This is a genomic window from Agromyces sp. P2_B3, assembly GCF_056404815.1.
The window spans coordinates 583,862-600,047 of sequence record NZ_JBFUDH010000001.1 but is presented as its reverse complement, the minus strand read 5'-3'; the positions used below and the strand labels follow the sequence as shown (position 1 = coordinate 600,047).

The 16,186-nt window shown below is 71.1% G+C and carries 10 protein-coding genes; 3 read left to right on the top strand and 7 right to left on the bottom strand.

Annotated elements, in window-relative coordinates:
• Positions 1 to 34 precede the first annotated feature (34 nt).
• The 3 genes from AC1DZA_RS02635 to rpoB form a co-directional block, all read right to left on the bottom strand.
• Entirely contained in the window at positions 35 to 1,156 is a 1,122-nt protein-coding gene (locus tag AC1DZA_RS02635) for a hypothetical protein (protein WP_476761864.1), read from the bottom strand.
• A 198-nt stretch (positions 1,157 to 1,354) separates the two neighbouring features.
• Entirely contained in the window at positions 1,355 to 5,251 is a 3,897-nt protein-coding gene (gene rpoC / locus AC1DZA_RS02630; RefSeq protein ID WP_476771594.1) for a DNA-directed RNA polymerase subunit beta', read from the bottom strand.
• A gap of 41 nt (positions 5,252 to 5,292) precedes the next feature.
• Positions 5,293 to 8,784: a DNA-directed RNA polymerase subunit beta gene (gene rpoB / locus AC1DZA_RS02625; protein WP_476761673.1), complete on the bottom strand. Its 3,492-nt coding sequence runs from the start codon at positions 8,782 to 8,784 to the stop codon at positions 5,293 to 5,295.
• A 346-nt stretch (positions 8,785 to 9,130) separates the two neighbouring features.
• Here rpoB and AC1DZA_RS02620 point away from each other — a divergent pair, with 346 nt between their 5' ends.
• Both AC1DZA_RS02620 and AC1DZA_RS02615 read left to right on the top strand, forming a co-directional pair.
• Positions 9,131 to 9,901 (top strand): spermidine synthase, encoded by a 771-nt coding sequence (locus AC1DZA_RS02620; RefSeq protein WP_476761674.1) that lies wholly within the window; start codon positions 9,131 to 9,133, stop codon positions 9,899 to 9,901.
• Between the two features lie 70 nt (positions 9,902 to 9,971).
• The gene (locus AC1DZA_RS02615; protein WP_476771633.1) at positions 9,972 to 10,832 is read left to right on the top strand and encodes a spermidine synthase; all 861 of its coding nucleotides are present in this window, start codon (positions 9,972 to 9,974) and stop codon (positions 10,830 to 10,832) included.
• Positions 10,833 to 10,872: 40 nt separating this feature from the next.
• Here AC1DZA_RS02615 and AC1DZA_RS02610 read toward each other — a convergent pair whose 3' ends face one another.
• The 4 genes from AC1DZA_RS02610 to AC1DZA_RS02595 form a co-directional block, all read right to left on the bottom strand.
• A complete protein-coding gene (locus AC1DZA_RS02610; RefSeq protein WP_476771593.1) occupies positions 10,873 to 12,510 on the bottom strand; it encodes a glycoside hydrolase family 10-like protein in 1,638 nt (545 codons plus the stop codon).
• Positions 12,511 to 12,606: 96 nt separating this feature from the next.
• Positions 12,607 to 13,467, bottom strand: coding sequence for a 5-oxoprolinase subunit C family protein (locus AC1DZA_RS02605; protein WP_476771592.1), 861 nt, complete (start codon positions 13,465 to 13,467; stop codon positions 12,607 to 12,609).
• Positions 13,464 to 14,096, bottom strand: a complete 633-nt coding sequence (locus tag AC1DZA_RS02600; protein ID WP_476761678.1) for a 5-oxoprolinase subunit B family protein — start codon at positions 14,094 to 14,096, stop codon at positions 13,464 to 13,466. The genes AC1DZA_RS02605 and AC1DZA_RS02600 overlap by 4 nt, the downstream gene beginning before the upstream one ends.
• Positions 14,093 to 14,854 (bottom strand): LamB/YcsF family protein, encoded by a 762-nt coding sequence (locus AC1DZA_RS02595; protein ID WP_476771591.1) that lies wholly within the window; start codon positions 14,852 to 14,854, stop codon positions 14,093 to 14,095. Before AC1DZA_RS02595 ends, AC1DZA_RS02600 begins: the two co-directional genes overlap by 4 nt.
• 47 nt (positions 14,855 to 14,901) lie before the next feature.
• Here AC1DZA_RS02595 and AC1DZA_RS02590 point away from each other — a divergent pair, with 47 nt between their 5' ends.
• Entirely contained in the window at positions 14,902 to 16,137 is a 1,236-nt protein-coding gene (locus AC1DZA_RS02590) for a PQQ-dependent sugar dehydrogenase (RefSeq protein ID WP_476771590.1), read from the top strand.
• Positions 16,138 to 16,186 lie beyond the last annotated feature (49 nt).

Genomic DNA, 16,186 nt, shown 5'->3' with positions numbered 1-16,186 from the left:
TCACCATCCCCGACACAGCAGCGTACCGGGCGGACTAGGCGCGCTGCGGCTGCGGGCCTGCGGCGAGCTCCCGGTCGTACGCCTCGCGCGCGAGGCGGTTGCGCTCGGAGACGGCGCGGCCGCGCGACGCGATCCAGCCGCCGAACCAGATCGGCACCTCGAGGGCGATGATGCCCGCGACGATCGCGAACGGGTCGACCCAGCGCTGCGCGACGAAGTCGTTCGCCTGGTCGAGCGTGAAGGTCCACGCCTGCACCGTGAGCAGCGCCGCGCCGATGTAGGAGAGGTACACGAATGCGCCGACCAGCAGGCTGAACACCGCGTAGCACCACCACGGGCCGCGGTTCACGATCAGCGCGAGAACGGCGAAGCCGACGAAGCAGGCGAGCACCGGCACCCAGAAGACGGGCTGAAGGAGGAACTGCGTGAACACCGACGACGCCTGGGCGACGTCCCCGCGTCCGAGGAGGATCAGGTAGGACACGCCGGCGTAGAGCAGGGCGAACACGACGGTGCCGACCAGGGCCACGAGCACGCCGAATCCGCGGTTGCTGCGGACCTTCGGCGGCGTGGGGGCCTGCACGTACACGGTCTGCGGCGCGGGGGCCGCGACGGCGGCCGCGGGCGCGAGGTCGGGCTCGGGGGCGAGGGTGGCGGCGCCTGCGGCTCCCGTGGCGACGGTCGCGGACGGCACGTAGGTCTCTCGGCGCACCGCTCCTGCGGCGATGGGCGCGGGCACGTCGCGGTCGCCGACGTCGTTGGGGTCGGATGCCACGGGCACCGCGTTCGCGCGCTCCACGGCCTCGTCGAGCCGGCTGGTCGACGCGGGCTCGGGCTCCGCCACGACGGGCTCGGCCGCGGCGGGCTCCGCCTCGTACACGTAGTCGGGCTCGGCGGCGGTCGCATCGGCATCCGCGGCGGTCGTCGTGTCCGCATCGACGGGGACCTCGGCCGCCCCGGGCGTCGACATCTCAGCCGTGTCGTCGGCCTCAGGGGTGTCGGATGCCGCGGCGGGCTCCGTGAGCGGTTCGGCGGGCTCGTACGCGGCCGTGTCCGCCGGGTCGGTCTCGCCCGGACCGGACACCTCCGCGCGGTCGTCGACCGCGTCGGGGTCGGGCCGCTGTTCCGGGTCGGATCCGGGAGTCGTGCTGCTCATGATCGCGCTCCTTCCGGGCGCCGTCGCACCCGCGATGCGCTCACTGTAGCAACGGCGGTCGCGCCGGCCGCGGAGCCGCGCGGGCGCGCGGGAGACGAGGGCGGCCCGCCCGCGGCATCCGCTCGCCCGGCCCTGGAACGACCCCGGGTACGACGAAGGGCCCCGGATCGCTCCGGAGCCCTTCGGTCGTATCGGCGACTAGCTGTAGTTGCCGGGGGTGAAGTCGTCGCTCGAGAACGCGTCGAAGTCGACGAAGCTGAGGTCTCCCTCGGCGAAGGCCGCGTCGTCGGCGAAGATGCGGTTGGGGTACCGCTCCGCCTTCGCCTCCTCGGTGGCCTCGACCGCGACGTTCCGGTACTTGTTCAGGCCGGTGCCCGCGGGGATCAGCTTTCCGATGATCACGTTCTCCTTCAGGCCGACCAGCGGGTCGGACTTGCCCTCCATGGCGGCCTGCGTGAGCACGCGGGTCGTCTCCTGGAAGGACGCGGCCGACAGCCACGACTCGGTCGCGAGCGAGGCCTTGGTGATACCCATGACCTCCTGGCGAGCCGACGCCGTCTTCTTGCCCTCGGTGAGCGTGGCGCGGTTGATCTCGTTGTACTTCGAGCGGTCGACGAGCTCGCCGGGCAGCAGGTCGGTGTCGCCGTGGTCGACGACGGTGACCTTGCGCAGCATCTGCCGCACGATGACCTCGATGTGCTTGTCGTGGATCGGCACGCCCTGCGAACGGTAGACGTCCTGGACGCCGTCGACGAGGTGCTTCTGCACCTCGCGGACGCCCTTGACCCGGAGGACCTCCTTCGGGTCGACGGTGCCGACGATCAGCTGCTGGCCGAGCTCGACGTGCTGGCCGTCCTCCACGAGCAGCGTCGAACGCTTGAGCACGTTGTACGCGATGGGCTCGTCGCCGTTGTCGGGCGTGAGGATGACCTTGCGCTGACGCTCGGTCTCGTCGATCGTGATGCGACCCGGGGCCTCGACGATGGGCGACGCACCCTTGGGGGTACGTGCCTCGAAGAGCTCCTGCACGCGGGGAAGACCCTGCGTGATGTCGTCGGCCGAGGCCGAACCACCGGTGTGGAAGGTACGCATCGTGAGCTGCGTGCCGGGCTCGCCGATCGACTGGGCCGCGATGATGCCGACGGCCTCGCCGATGTCGACGAGCTTGCCGGTCGCGAGCGAACGGCCGTAGCACTTCGCGCAGACGCCGACCGCGGACTCGCAGGTCAGCACCGAGCGGACCTTGATGGTCTCGACGCCGGCACCGAGCAGCTTGTCGATGAGCACGTCGCCCACGTCCTCGCCGGCCTCGGCCACGACCTCGCCCTTGGCGTTCACCGCGTCGGCGGCGAGGCTGCGGGCGTAGACCGCGTTCTCGACGTTCGGGTCGCGGACGAGCTCGCCCGTGGCATCCGTCGTCGCGATCGCGAGGTCGAGCCCACGGCCGGTGCCGCAGTCGTCCTCGCGGATGATGACATCCTGCGAGACGTCGACCAGACGACGCGTGAGGTAGCCCGAGTCGGCCGTACGGAGGGCCGTGTCGGCCAGACCCTTTCGGGCACCGTGGGTCGCGATGAAGTACTCCGCCACCGACAGCCCCTCGCGGTACGAGGAGATGATCGGGCGGGGGATGATCTCACCCTTCGGGTTGTTCACGAGGCCTCGCATGCCGGCGATGTTGCGCACCTGCAGCCAGTTACCACGAGCACCCGACGTCACCATGCGGTTGATGGTGTTGTCGGTCGGGAAGTTCTCCTGCATGGCCTTGGCGACCTCGTCGGTGGCCTTCGTCCAGATCTGGATGAGCTCCTGGCGACGCTCGAGGTCGGTCGTCAGACCCTTCTCGAACTGCGACGTGACCTTCGCGGCCTGCTTCTCGTACTTCGAGACGATCTCGCCCTTGTTCGGCGGCGTCAGGATGTCGGAGAGCGCGACGGTCACGCCGGAACGGGTCGCCCAGCGGAAGCCGGCGTCCTTGATCCGGTCGAGGGTCGCGGCGACCTCGGTCTTCGGGTAGCGCTCGGCGAGGTCGTTGACGATCGCCGAGATCTGGCCCTTGCCGGCCTGCTGGTTGAAGAACGGGTAGTCGACCGGCAGCGCCTCGTTGAAGAGCGCACGACCGAGCGTGGTCTCCATGAGGAACGGCTTGCCCGAAACGAAGCCCTCGGGCTCGTCGCCCTCGGCGAAGTGCAGCCCCTCGAGGCGGATCTTCACCGTGGCGTTGAGGTCGAGCGCGATGTCACCCGGACGGTTCTGGTCGAACGCGAGGATGGCCTCGGCGATCGACGAGAACGCGCGACCCTCGCCGGCTGCGCCGGGCTTGTGGGTCGTCAGGTGGTGCAGGCCGATGATCATGTCCTGCGTGGGCAGGGTCACCGGACGGCCGTCGGACGGCTTCAGGATGTTGTTCGACGCCAGCATCAGGATGCGGGCCTCGGCCTGGGCCTCGACCGACAGCGGAAGGTGCACGGCCATCTGGTCGCCGTCGAAGTCGGCGTTGAACGCCGCGCAGACGAGCGGGTGCAGCTGGATGGCCTTGCCCTCCACGAGCTGGGGCTCGAAGGCCTGGATGCCGAGGCGGTGCAGCGTGGGCGCGCGGTTCAGCAGCACGGGGCGCTCGCGGATGATCTCCTCGAGCACATCCCACACCTGCGGACGCGAACGCTCCACCATGCGCTTGGCGGCCTTGATGTTCTGCGCGTGGCTCAGGTCGATGAGGCGCTTGATCACGAACGGCTTGAAGAGCTCCAGCGCCATCTGCTTGGGCAGACCGCACTGGTGCAGCTTCAGCTGCGGACCGACCACGATGACCGAACGGCCCGAGTAGTCGACGCGCTTGCCGAGCAGGTTCTGGCGGAAGCGACCCTGCTTTCCCTTGAGCATGTCGCTCAGGGACTTCAGGGCGCGGTTGCCGGTGCCCGTGACGGGGCGACCACGACGGCCGTTGTCGAACAGCGCGTCGACGGCCTCCTGCAGCATCCGCTTCTCGTTGTTCACGATGATCTCGGGGGCCCCGAGGTCGAGCAGCCGACGAAGGCGGTTGTTGCGGTTGATCACACGACGGTAGAGGTCGTTGAGGTCGGAGGTCGCGAAGCGGCCGCCGTCGAGCTGGACCATCGGGCGAAGCTCCGGCGGGATCACCGGCACCACGTCGAGCACCATCGCGGCCGGCGAGTTGCCGGTCTGCAGGAAGGAGCTGACGACGCGGAGTCGCTTGATCGCGCGGATCTTCTTCTGGCCCTTGCCCTCGGCGATCTGCAGGCGGAGGTCTTCCGCCTCGGCCGCCAGGTCGAACGCCTCGAGGCGCTTCTTGATGGCCTCGGCGCCCATGTAGGCGTCGAAGTACATGCCGAAGCGGTCCTGGAGCTCGTGGAACACCGAGTCCTCGGGCTTGAGGTCGCCGACCTTGAGGGTGCGGAAGTCCTCCCACACGCGCTCGAGGTGCGCGATCTGCTCGTCGGCGCTCTTGCGGACGCCGGTCATCTCCTTGTCGGCGGCGGCCTCGGCGCGCTTCTTCTGGTCGGACTTGGCGCCCTCGGCCTCGAGACCGGCGAGCTCCTCCTCCTTGCGTGCCATGAGCGTGGCGATGCGCGCGTCGCGCTGGTCGCCGATGGTCTTGATCTCGAGCCGGAGCTCGTTCTCGAGGCCGGGCATGTCGGCGTGACGACCCTCGTCGTCGACGTCGATCACCATGTAGGCGGCGAAGTAGATGACCTTCTCGAGGTCCTTCGGCGCCATGTCGAGCAGGTAGCCGAGGCGCGAGGGCACGCCCTTGAAGTACCAGATGTGCGTGACGGGGGCGGCGAGCTCGATGTGGCCCATCCGCTCACGGCGCACCGAGGACTTCGTGACCTCGACACCGCAGCGCTCGCAGACGATGCCCTTGAAGCGGACTCGCTTGTACTTGCCGCAGGCGCACTCCCAGTCGCGGGAAGGTCCGAAGATCTGCTCGCCGAAGAGGCCGTCCTTCTCGGGCTTGAGCGTGCGGTAGTTGATGGTCTCGGGCTTCTTGACCTCGCCATACGACCAACGACGGATGTCGTCGGCGGTGGCCAGACCGATGCGAAGCTCGTCAAAAGTGGTTGCGTCGAGCAATTTCTCTCCTAGAAAAATCTCAGTCGTCGTTCTGGCCGGGTTCAGATCTCGTCGATGTTCGACGACTCGAAGCGCGCGGAGATGTTGATGCCGAGCTCCTCCGCTGCGCGGAAGGCCTCGTCATCGGTGTCTCGCAGCGAGACCGCGGTGCCGTCGGCCGAGAGCACCTCGACGTTCAGGCAGAGCGACTGCATCTCCTTCATGAGCACCTTGAAGGACTCGGGGATGCCGGGCTCCTGGATGTTCTCGCCCTTGACGATCGCCTCGTACACCTTGACGCGGCCGAGGATGTCGTCGGACTTGATCGTGAGGAGCTCCTGCAGCGCGTAGGCGGCGCCATAGGCCTCGAGGGCCCACACCTCCATCTCACCGAAGCGCTGGCCACCGAACTGCGCCTTACCACCGAGCGGCTGCTGGGTGATCATCGAGTACGGGCCGGTGGAGCGCGCGTGGATCTTGTCGTCCACGAGGTGGTGCAGCTTCAGGATGTACATGTAGCCGACCGAGACCGGGTACGGGAAGGGCTCGCCCGAGCGACCGTCGAAGAGCTGCGTCTTGCCGGTCGAGTCGATGAGGCGCTCGCCGTCGCGGTTGGGGAGCGTCGAGTCGAGCAGACCCGCGATCTCCTCCTCGAGTGCGCCGTCGAACACCGGGGTCGCGACCTTGGTGCCGGGGGCGGCCTCGTGCGCGTCCTTCGGGAGCTTCTTGGCCCACGACGGGTTGCCGTCGACCTTCCAGCCCTGCTTGGCGACCCATCCGAGGTGCGTCTCGAGCACCTGGCCGAAGTTCATTCGGCCGGGGATGCCCAGCGGGTTCAGGATGACGTCCACGGGCGTGCCGTCGGCGAGGAAGGGCATGTCCTCGACCGGGAGGATCTTCGAGATGACGCCCTTGTTGCCGTGACGGCCCGCGAGCTTGTCGCCCTCGGTGATCTTGCGCTTCTGGGCGATGTAGACGACCACGCGCTGGTTGACGCCCGAGCCGAGCTCGTCGTCGCCGTCCTGCGAGTCGAACACCTTCACGCCGATGATCGTGCCCTGCTCGCCGTGAGGCACCTTCAGGGACGTGTCGCGCACCTCGCGGCTCTTCTCGTTGAAGATCGCGCGGAGGAGGCGCTCCTCGGCGGAGAGCTCGGTCTCGCCCTTCGGCGTGACCTTGCCGACGAGGATGTCGCCGGGGCGGACCTCGGCGCCGATGCGGATGATGCCGCGCTCGTCGAGGTCGGCGAGCAGGTCGGGGCTGACGTTGGGGAGGTCACGGGTGATCTCCTCCTTGCCGAGCTTCGTGTCGCGCGCGTCGACCTCGTACTCCTCGATGTGGATCGACGAGAGCACGTCGTCCTTCACGAGGTTCTGGCTGAGGATGATCGCGTCCTCGAAGTTGTGACCCTCCCACGGCATGAACGCCACGAGGAGGTTCTTGCCGAGCGCGAGCTCGCCGTTGTCGGTCGCGGGACCGTCGGCGATGACCTCGCCGGCCTCGATGCGCTCGCCCGCCGACACCACCACGCGGTTGTTGTACGACGTGCCCTGGTTGGAGCGGTCGAACTTGCGCAGGTAGTAGGTCTGCGTGCCGCCCTCGTCGAGCTGCACGGTGACCGAGTCGGCCGACACCTCGGCGACGACGCCCGCCTTGTCGGCGGTGATCACGTCACCGGCGTCGACGGCCGCGTAGCCCTCCATGCCGGTGCCGACGAACGGCGAGTCGCTGCGGAGCAGCGGCACCGCCTGGCGCTGCATGTTCGCACCCATGAGGGCGCGGTTCGCGTCGTCGTGCTCGAGGAACGGGATGAGCGAGGTCGCCACCGACACCATCTGGCGCGGCGAGACGTCCATGTAGCCGATCTCGTCGGCGGGGAACAGGTCGACCTCGCCGCCCTTCTTGCGGGCGAGGACGCGCTCCTCCTGGAAGTGGCCGTCGGCCTTCAGCGGCGCGTTGGCCTGGGCGACGATGTAGTCGTCCTCCTCCATCGCCGTGAGGTAGTCGATCTGCTCGGTGACCTTGCCCGAGACGACCTTGCGGTACGGCGTCTCGATGAAGCCGAACGAGTTGATGCGCGCGAACGACGCGAGCGAGCCGATCAGGCCGATGTTCGGGCCTTCAGGGGTCTCGATCGGGCACATGCGGCCGTAGTGCGACGGGTGGACGTCTCGGACCTCGACGCCCGCGCGGTCGCGCGAGAGGCCGCCGGGGCCGAGCGCGCTCAGGCGACGCTTGTGCGTCAGGCCCGCGAGCGGGTTGTTCTGGTCCATGAACTGCGACAGCTGCGAGGTGCCGAAGAACTCCTTGATCGCGGCGACGACGGGTCGCACGTTGATCAGGGTCTGCGGGGTGATCGCCTCGATGTCCTGCGTGGTCATGCGCTCGCGAACGACGCGCTCCATGCGGCTGAGGCCGGTGCGCACCTGGTTCTGGATGAGCTCGCCGACCGCGCGGATGCGACGGTTGCCGAAGTTGTCGATGTCGTCGACGTCGAGGCGGATGTCGACCGCCTTGCCGCCGCGGCGACCCGCGATGGTGGTGCGCTCGTCGTGGAGGGCGACGAGGTACTTGATCGTGGCGACGATGTCCTGCACCGTGAGCACCGAGTCGGTCAGCGGAGCCTCGAGGCCCAGCTTGTTGTTGATCTTGTACCGGCCGACCTTGGCGAGGTCGTAGCGCTTCGGGTTGAAGTAGAAGTTGTCGAGGAGCGCACGCGCGGCCTCGGCGGCGACCTGCTCGCCCGGACGGAGCTTGCGGTAGATGTCCTTGAGCGCCTCCTCCTTGGTGAGGATGTTGTCCTTCTCGAGGGTGAGCGCGATCGACTCGTAGCCGGCGAACTCCTCGAGGATCTCCTCGCTCGTGAGGCCGAGGGCCTTGAGGAAGACGGTCACGGACTGCTTGCGCTTGCGGTCGATGCGCACGCCGACCTGGTCGCGCTTGTCGATCTCGAACTCGAGCCATGCACCACGGCTCGGGATGACGCGAGCCGAGTAGATGTCCTTGTCGGAGGTCTTCTCGGGGGTGCGCTCGAAGTAGACACCGGGCGAGCGGACGAGCTGCGACACGACGACACGCTCGGTGCCGTTGATGACGAAGGTGCCCTTGGGGGTCATGAGCGGGAAGTCGCCCATGAAGACGGTCTGCGTCTTGATCTCACCGGTGAGGTGGTTCATGAACTCGGCGTTCACATAGAGCGGGGCGGAGTAGGTCTTGCCCTTCTCCTTGCACTCGTCGATCGTGTACTTCGGCGGCTCGAGCTCAGGGTTGGTGAACGAGAGCTGCATGGTCTCGCCGAGGTCCTCGATCGGGGAGATCTCCTCGAAGATCTCCTCGAGGCCCGTGTGCTCGGGCAGGTCCTGGCGGCCGGCCTCCTCGGCCTCGGCGACGCGTGCCTTCCACGCGTCGTTGCCGACCAGCCAGTCGAAGCTCTCCGTCTGGAGTGCGAGCAGGTCGGGCACGGTGAGGGTGTCGGTGACCTTTGCGAACGAGAGGCGGCTTGCACCGCGTCCGTTCTTGGGGGTGGGCGTGGTCGCGTTGCGCGCAGCAGCCAAGTGAATAACCTCCATCGGCCCCGTCGGGCCGGTTCACTGTCGGTAGCGGAGAGTGGAACCCCTCAGACGTTTGCGGATGCACGAGGTCTGGAACCCCGGCACGCGAAGCCGACCGCAATATGAAGGCATGGTGGGTCTGGGAGCGCAAAGGTCAACTATATGTCAAACGACGCGCCATGTCCAGCGAGATTCTTGATTTGTTCCGGGATCTCCGGTATAACCGCGCGGATGCCCCGCCGATTCCCGGTTGCGGCCGGGAGATCCGGCAGCGGGCGGCCCGAAATCGCGCGGTTCGCGCGGCCGGAACGCGCAGCTCGAGCGGCCGCGGACGTGGCACGATGCAGGCATGTCGCACCCCCGCATCGAGTTCGAGGCCGACGTCTTCTCGCCGACGGGCCTCACGCTCCTCGTGGATGGCACGGCCCAGTCGCACGTGGATCCGAGCGATCCGACGAGGCTGTTCTTCGAGTACATGCGGCGCCTCGGCCACGTGCTCGATGCCGTGGCGCCGGCGGGCGAACCGATCAAGGTCCTCCACCTCGGCGGCGGCGCGATGACGCTGCCGCGCTACGTCGCGGCGACCCGGCCGGGGTCCCACCAGGTGGTCGTCGAGCTCGATCCCGAGGTCGCCGCCACCGTGCTCGACCGGCTCCCGCTGCCGGCCGGCGAGGACATCGAGCTCCGGCTCGCCGACGCCCGCGATGCGGTCGCCGTCCTGGCGGCGGCGACCGAGCGGCCGGCCCTCGACGCGGTGGTGGTCGACGTCTACGAGGGGCTCGATGCGCCGGCGTTCGTCGACGAGCCGGCATTCCTGGGCGGATGCCTCGCGCTCGTGCGCTCCGGCGGCATCGTCGCCGTGAACGTGGCCGATGCGCCCGGCCTCACCCGCCTGCGCGCGCAGGCCCGCGCGTTCGCCCGCGCCGACCCCGCGGCGGAACTGCTCGTCGCCGGCGACCCGACGGTGCTCTCGGGCGCGGAGGAGGGCAACGCGCTCCTGGTCGCCACTCCCGGCGGCCTCCCCGAGGGGCTCGCCGACCGGCTCGCCGCGGCCGGGCCGTTCCCCGGGGCGGTGCTCACCGGCCACCGTCTCGACGCGGCGCTCTGGGGCGCCTGCTGACGTGCCGTACGACGCGGTGGCGGATGCCGCGGCGCCGCGCCCCTCGCAGCGGGCGGGTAGCGTGGCATCCGTGTCAGACCTCGAACGACGCCTCTCCGTGAGCGGCCATGTCGCCCGCCTCGAGGAGTCGCGCTCGGTGCCCGGGTCGTGGACGCTCTACGTCGACGGCACGCCGCAGTCGCACGTCGAGGTCGAGCGCCCCGACTGGCTCGGGTTCGAGTACGTGCGGCGCATCGGGCACGCCATCGATCTCGTGCGTCCCGACGGCGCGCCCATCACGGCCGTGCACCTCGGCGGTGGCGCGCTGACGCTCCCCCGTTACGTCGCCGCCACGCGTCCGGGCTCGCGCCAGCAGGTGGTCGAGCTCGAGAGCGAACTCGTCGACCTGGTGCGCGAGCACCTGCCGCTCCCCCGCGGCGCGCAGGTGCGGGTGCGGCACGGCGATGCCCGCGAGGTCCTCGCGAAGCTGCCCGCCGGCCTCGACGGCGCGGTCGACATCGCGGTGGTCGACATCTTCTCGGGCGCGCGCACCCCCGCGCACGTGACCAGCGCGGAGTTCTACGGGCTCCTCGTGCCGCGCCTCGCGCCCGGCGGCATCGTCGCCGTCAACGTCGCAGACGGCGCCGGCCTCGCGTTCGCGCGCTCGCAGGCCGCGACCCTCGCACACGTCTTCGCGCACGTCGCGATCGCCGCCGACACCTCGATGTTGAAGGGCCGGCGGTTCGGCAACGTCGTCATGTACGCCTCGCACGACGAGCTGCCGTTCGCGGGCCTCCCCCGCCGGCTCGCGAGCGACCCCGCCCCGGCGAAGCTCGTCGACGGCGACGAGCTGCACCGGTTCATCGCGGGCGCGCCGGTGGTGACGGATGCCACGGCGGTGCCGTCGCCGCCGCCCGCGCGCTCGATCTTCCTGTCCAAGCCCGGTCGCTGACCCGACCGGCGACCGGCGGGCCGGCGTCGCCGCGCTGCGGTCAGCTCGAGCGGCGCACCACGCTCGGCGCGCTCTCGTTCCACACGCGGTCGAGCGCGGTGACGACGTAGCGGTACGTCGACCCCTCCGCGGCCGAGGCATCCGTCCAGCGCTGCACGACGCCCGACTGCGTGCGGACCGTCGCGAGCAGGTTTGCGGCGTCCTCGACGTCGATGGCCCCGGTGCCGCCCTCGACCCGGTACACGGCGAACGAGGTGGCCCGCAGGCTCGGCGGCGCGGCATCCGACCACTGCAGCTCGACGCCCGCGTCGGTGCGGGTCGCCCTCGTGAGCACGGGCGCGCGCACGTCGGTGGCCGGCAGCCACTCCATGGCGGGCACGATGGCGGGGTGGGCGTAGTGGTCGGCGAGCACGCGGGACATCGAGCCCTGCGGGTCGGCTGGCACGTGCTTCGCCGAGAAGTACACGTTGCCGTGCACCGGCGTGCCGGCGTCGTCGATGCCCCGGTCGAGCGTCAGGTGGTTCGAGAGCTCGGCCGGGTCGGTGAACACGCCCGACGTCACCTTGTAGAGCGCCTCGCCGATGTAGAGGTGCGTGCCGGATGCCGCGGCGACCCCGGCCCACCACGGCACGAGCTTCGCGTAGTCCGCGACGGCCAGGCCGATCTGCCAGTACACCTGCGGGTTGATGTAGTCGAGCCAGCCCTCCAGCACCCACTTGCGGGTGTCGGCGAACTGCAGGTCGTAGGACTGCGAGCCGCCCGTGTCGGACCCGAGGGGGTCGGTCGTGCGGTTCCGCCAGATGCCGAACGGGCTGATGCCGAACTTCACCCACGGCTTCAGCGCCTTGATGCGCTCGGAGATCGAGTGCACGAAGGTGTCGACGTTGTGCCGGCGCCAGTCGGCGACATCGGCGAAGCCGGCACCGTGCGCGGCGAAGGTCGCGGCATCCGGGATCACCTGCCCGGCCACCGGGTAGGGGTAGAAGTAGTCGTCGAAGTGCACGCCGTCGAGGTCGTAGTGCTCGACCGAGTGCAGGATCGCCTGTTGGATGTGCTCCTGCACCTCGGGCAGGCCCGGGTCGAAGTAGAGCTTGCCGCCGTAGGCCCACACCCACTCGGGGTGCACGCGAGCGGGGTGCTCGGGCACGAGCTGCGCGGGGGAGGCCTGCATCGAGACGCGGTAGGGGTTGTACCAGGCGTGCAGCTCGAGGTTTCGGCGGTGCGCCTCGTCGACGATGAAGGCGAGCGGGTCGTAGCCCGGATCCTGGCCCTGCACACCGGTGAGGTACTGCGACCACGGCTCGAGCGGGCTCGGCCAGAACGCGTCGGCGGTGGGCCGCACCTGCACGAACACGGCATTGAGGTGGAACTGCTCGGCGACGTCGAGCCAGTGCAGGAACTCGGCGCGCTGCTCGTCGGCGGCGAGACCGGTGCGGCTCGGCCAGTCGATGTTCACGACCGACGAGATCCACATCGCCCGCAGCTCGCGCTTGCGCGGGGCGAGTGCGGCGCCTGCGGCGGTGCCGGCGCCTTCGGCGTACGCGGTGCCGGGCGTGAGCGTGCCGACGGTCACGGTGAACGCGGATGCCGCGACCCCGGCGACGGCCAGGGTGAGGAAGTCGCGGCGGCCGAGTCCGCTCGGCGTCGGGTGGTCGTGCGTCGTGGCGTCGAGGGGCATCGTCGATCCTCCAAGGTCGGTATGGAAGATACTTTCACGCGGCGCTCGGTTTGTGAAGAGTTGCTTCCGCGAGAGGGCCGCGGGTGACGGGCCGCCTCACGCGTGGCGGAAGCGGACCTCCTGGCCGGGCCGCAGTTGCGCGACGGCGTCGAGCGAGCCCGGCGCGACCACCGCGATGACCGGGTACCCGCCGGTGACCGGCCGGTCGGCGAGCAGGATCGTCGGCCGGCCGTCGCCCGCGACCTGCATCGACCCGGGCACCGTCGCCTCGCTCGCGAGCTCCCCCGCTCGGCGGCGTGCGAGCTCGGGCCCGAGCAGCCGCGCGCCGATGCGGTCGGCCTGCTCGGAGAGGCGCCAGGCGGACTCGAAGAGCGTCGCGGCCGCGGCATCCGTGAACCAGTCGGCTCTCGGGCCGGGCAGGAGCGCGAGCGTGACCGCCCCATCGGGCGGCGCGAACGCGACGTCCTGGTCGACGACGGGCACGGATGCCGCGGGCTCCGCGCCGATCGCGAGCACCTGCCCGGCGGCCACCGGCCCGGGCCCGAGGGCGGCGAGCGTGTCGCGCGAGCGCGAACCCAGGGCGGCGGGCACGTCGAGTCCGCCGCGCACGGCCAGCACGTAGCGGATCCCGCGTGCGGCGACGCCGACCTCCAGCACGGCACCGTCACGGGCGCGGGTCGCCGTGTAGGGGGGCACCGGGCGCCCGTCGAGCGTGACCGGCCCCCAGGCGCCGGTCACCGCGAACCAGGCCCCGCCCTCGAACCGGGCCCGGAACCCGCCCACGGCCAGCTCGAGCGCCGCGGCGCCGTCGGGGTTCCCGACGAGCCGGTTCGCGAGCGTGAGCGCGCCGCGGTCGAGCGCACCGGATGCCGCGACCCCCAGGTGCGCGAGGCCCGGCCGGCCGAGGTCCTCCACGAGCGCCGAGGCGCCCGGGTGCTCGACGCGCAGGCGGGTCATCCCGCGTCGACCGCCTCGAAGCGCACGCGACGCCCGGGCGCGAGCAGCGCGGGGTCGGCCGACTCGGCATCCCAGAGCGTGGACGTCGTTCGCCCGATCAGTCGCCAGCCGCCGGGACTCTGGCGGGGGTAGACGCCGCCGAAGGCCCCGGCGAGCGCGACGGACCCGGCCGGCACCCGTGGGCGCGGCGCGTCGAGCCGCGGCACCTCGAACGGCCAGTCGTCGCTCACGAGGTAGCCGAAGCCCGGCGCGAAGCCGATGAACGCCACCCGCCAGTCGATCGAGGTGTGCCGGGCCACCAGGGCTTCCGTCGAGACGCCCAGCAGCGCCGCCGTCGCGACGAGGTCGTCGCCGTCGTAGGAGACCGGGATCGTGACCGGCGACGCCGCGGCGCCCGCGACCCGCGATCCCGCCTCGGCGGGGATGCGCCGCACCCAGGTCGCCGCGGACTCGAGCGCCATGCGCGCGGGATCGACGGCGACGAGGATCGTGCGGGCGGCCGGCACGAGCTCGACCACGCCCGGCTTCGGATCGGCGGCCAGCGCGTCGTGCAGCGCGAGCACCTCCTCGAGCGAGTCGCACTCGACGAGCAGGGCCGCGTCGCCGCTCGGCAGCAGCCGGCGGGTCATGCGAACGCCCGGATCTCGATGCGGGCGGCCTCGAGGGCGGCGCGGACGGCGCGGGCCATCGCCACGGCGCCCGGGGTGTCGCCGTGCAGGCACAGCGAGTCGGGCGCGAGCTCGACACGGCTGCCGTCGTCGGCCGTGATGCCCCCGGTCTCGGCGAGCTCGAGGGCGCGGTCGGCGGCCGCGGCCGGATCGTCGACCACCGCGCCGGGCTCCCCGCGCGGCACGAGCGAGCCGTCGGCGACGTAGCCGCGGTCGACGAAGGCCTCGCGAGCGAAGCGGAGCCCCGAGGCATCCGATGCGCGCTCGAGGGCGCTCGACGGCGGCCCGAGCAGCGGCAGCGTGGCGTCGTAGCGGGCCACCGCCTCGGCGAACGCGTGCGCCGCCGCCTCGTCGACCGCGAGCCGGTGGTAGAGCGCGCCGTGCGCCTTCACGTAGCGCACCCGGATGCCCGCCGCACGGGCGAGCCCGTCGAGCCCACCGAGCTGCACCAGCAGCTCGGCGGCGAGCTCGGCCGGACTCGTGTCGAGCGCGCGGCGTCCGAAGCCGGCGAGGTCGCGGTAGCCGGGATGCGCGCCGAGCGCCACGCCGTGGCGAGCGGCCCGGCCCACGCTCTCCGCCATGGTCAGGGCGTCGCCGGCGTGGAAGCCGCAGGCGACGTTGGCGCTCGAGACGAGGCCGAACATCGCCTCGTCGTCGCCCACGCTCCAGGCGCCGAACGATTCGCCGAGGTCGCTGTTGAGGTCGATCACCGGCTCCATGCTCCCATTCTGCCGAAGCTGCGCGCAGACTGGAGCCGGGAGGGCGCATGCGCGAGGCGGCACGCAGCCGGCGAAACGGACGTCTGCAGCAGTCAGGGCGGGGCGGGCGGCGCCTCGCGCGCGCGGCCGCCGTCGCGGCATCCGTCGCCTTCGCCCTCGTGATCACCGGATGCGACGCGCCCGCGCCCGACCGCAGCCCACTGCCGTCGACGCCGCCGGGCACCGCAACGCCGGCCCCGTCGACCCTCACCGCGACGCCGACGCCCACGCCCACCGGGCCGCCGCCCGTGCTGCAGCCCACCGGCGGTGTCGAGGTCATCGCGCAGGGACTGCAGTCGCCGTGGTCGATCCTCCGCCTGCCCGGCGGCGGCACCCTCGTGAGCGAGCGCGACACCGCGAACGTCGTCGAGGTGCTCGGCGACGGGTCGCTGCGGGTGGCCGCCAACGTGCCGGGCGTCGTGCCCGGTGGCGAGGGAGGGCTCCTCGGCCTGGCGTTCCGGCCCACCGACGGCGACGACCCCGACCTCGTCTACGCCTACTTCACCGCGGCATCCGACAACCGCATCGTGCGGATGCCGCTCACGGGCGCTCCCGGCTCGCTGGGCCTCGGGGCGCCGGAGGACGTGCTCACCGGCATCCCCAAGGCCGGCAACCACGACGGGGGCCGCCTCGGGTTCGGACCCGACGGGTTCCTCTACGCCACCGCCGGCGACGCCGGGAACCGCGACGTCGCACAGGACCCGAACTCGCTCTCGGGCAAGATCCTGCGGATGACGCCCGACGGGCGGCCGGCGCCCGGCAACCCGTTCGGCAACCTCACGTGGTCGTTCGGGCATCGCAACCCCCAGGGCATCGCGTGGGACGCGAACGGCGACCTCTGGGCGGCGGAGTTCGGGCAGAACACGTGGGACGAGCTCAACCGCATCACCCGCGGCGGCAACTACGGCTGGCCGGTCGTCGAAGGCCAGGCCGGGGACCCGCGCTTCATCGACCCCGTGCAGCAGTGGGCCACGGCGGAAGCCAGCCCGAGCGGACTCGCGATCGTCGGCGACACGCTGTTCCTCGCCGCCCTCCGCGGCGAACGGCTGTGGTCGATCGCCCCCGCGACGTCGGGCGCCGCCCTCTCCGCGACGCCGTGGTTCACGGGCGAGCTCGGCCGCCTCCGCGACGTCACCGCGGGCCCCGACGGCGAACTGTGGTTCATCGGCAACAACACCGACGGCCGGGGGTCGCCCTCACCCGGTGACGACAAGCTCTTCCGGGTGCGCCTCGCGCCCGCATGAGCCGGACCGACGGATGCCGCCGCGAGACGCGCACCCGTTCGGGGGTCAC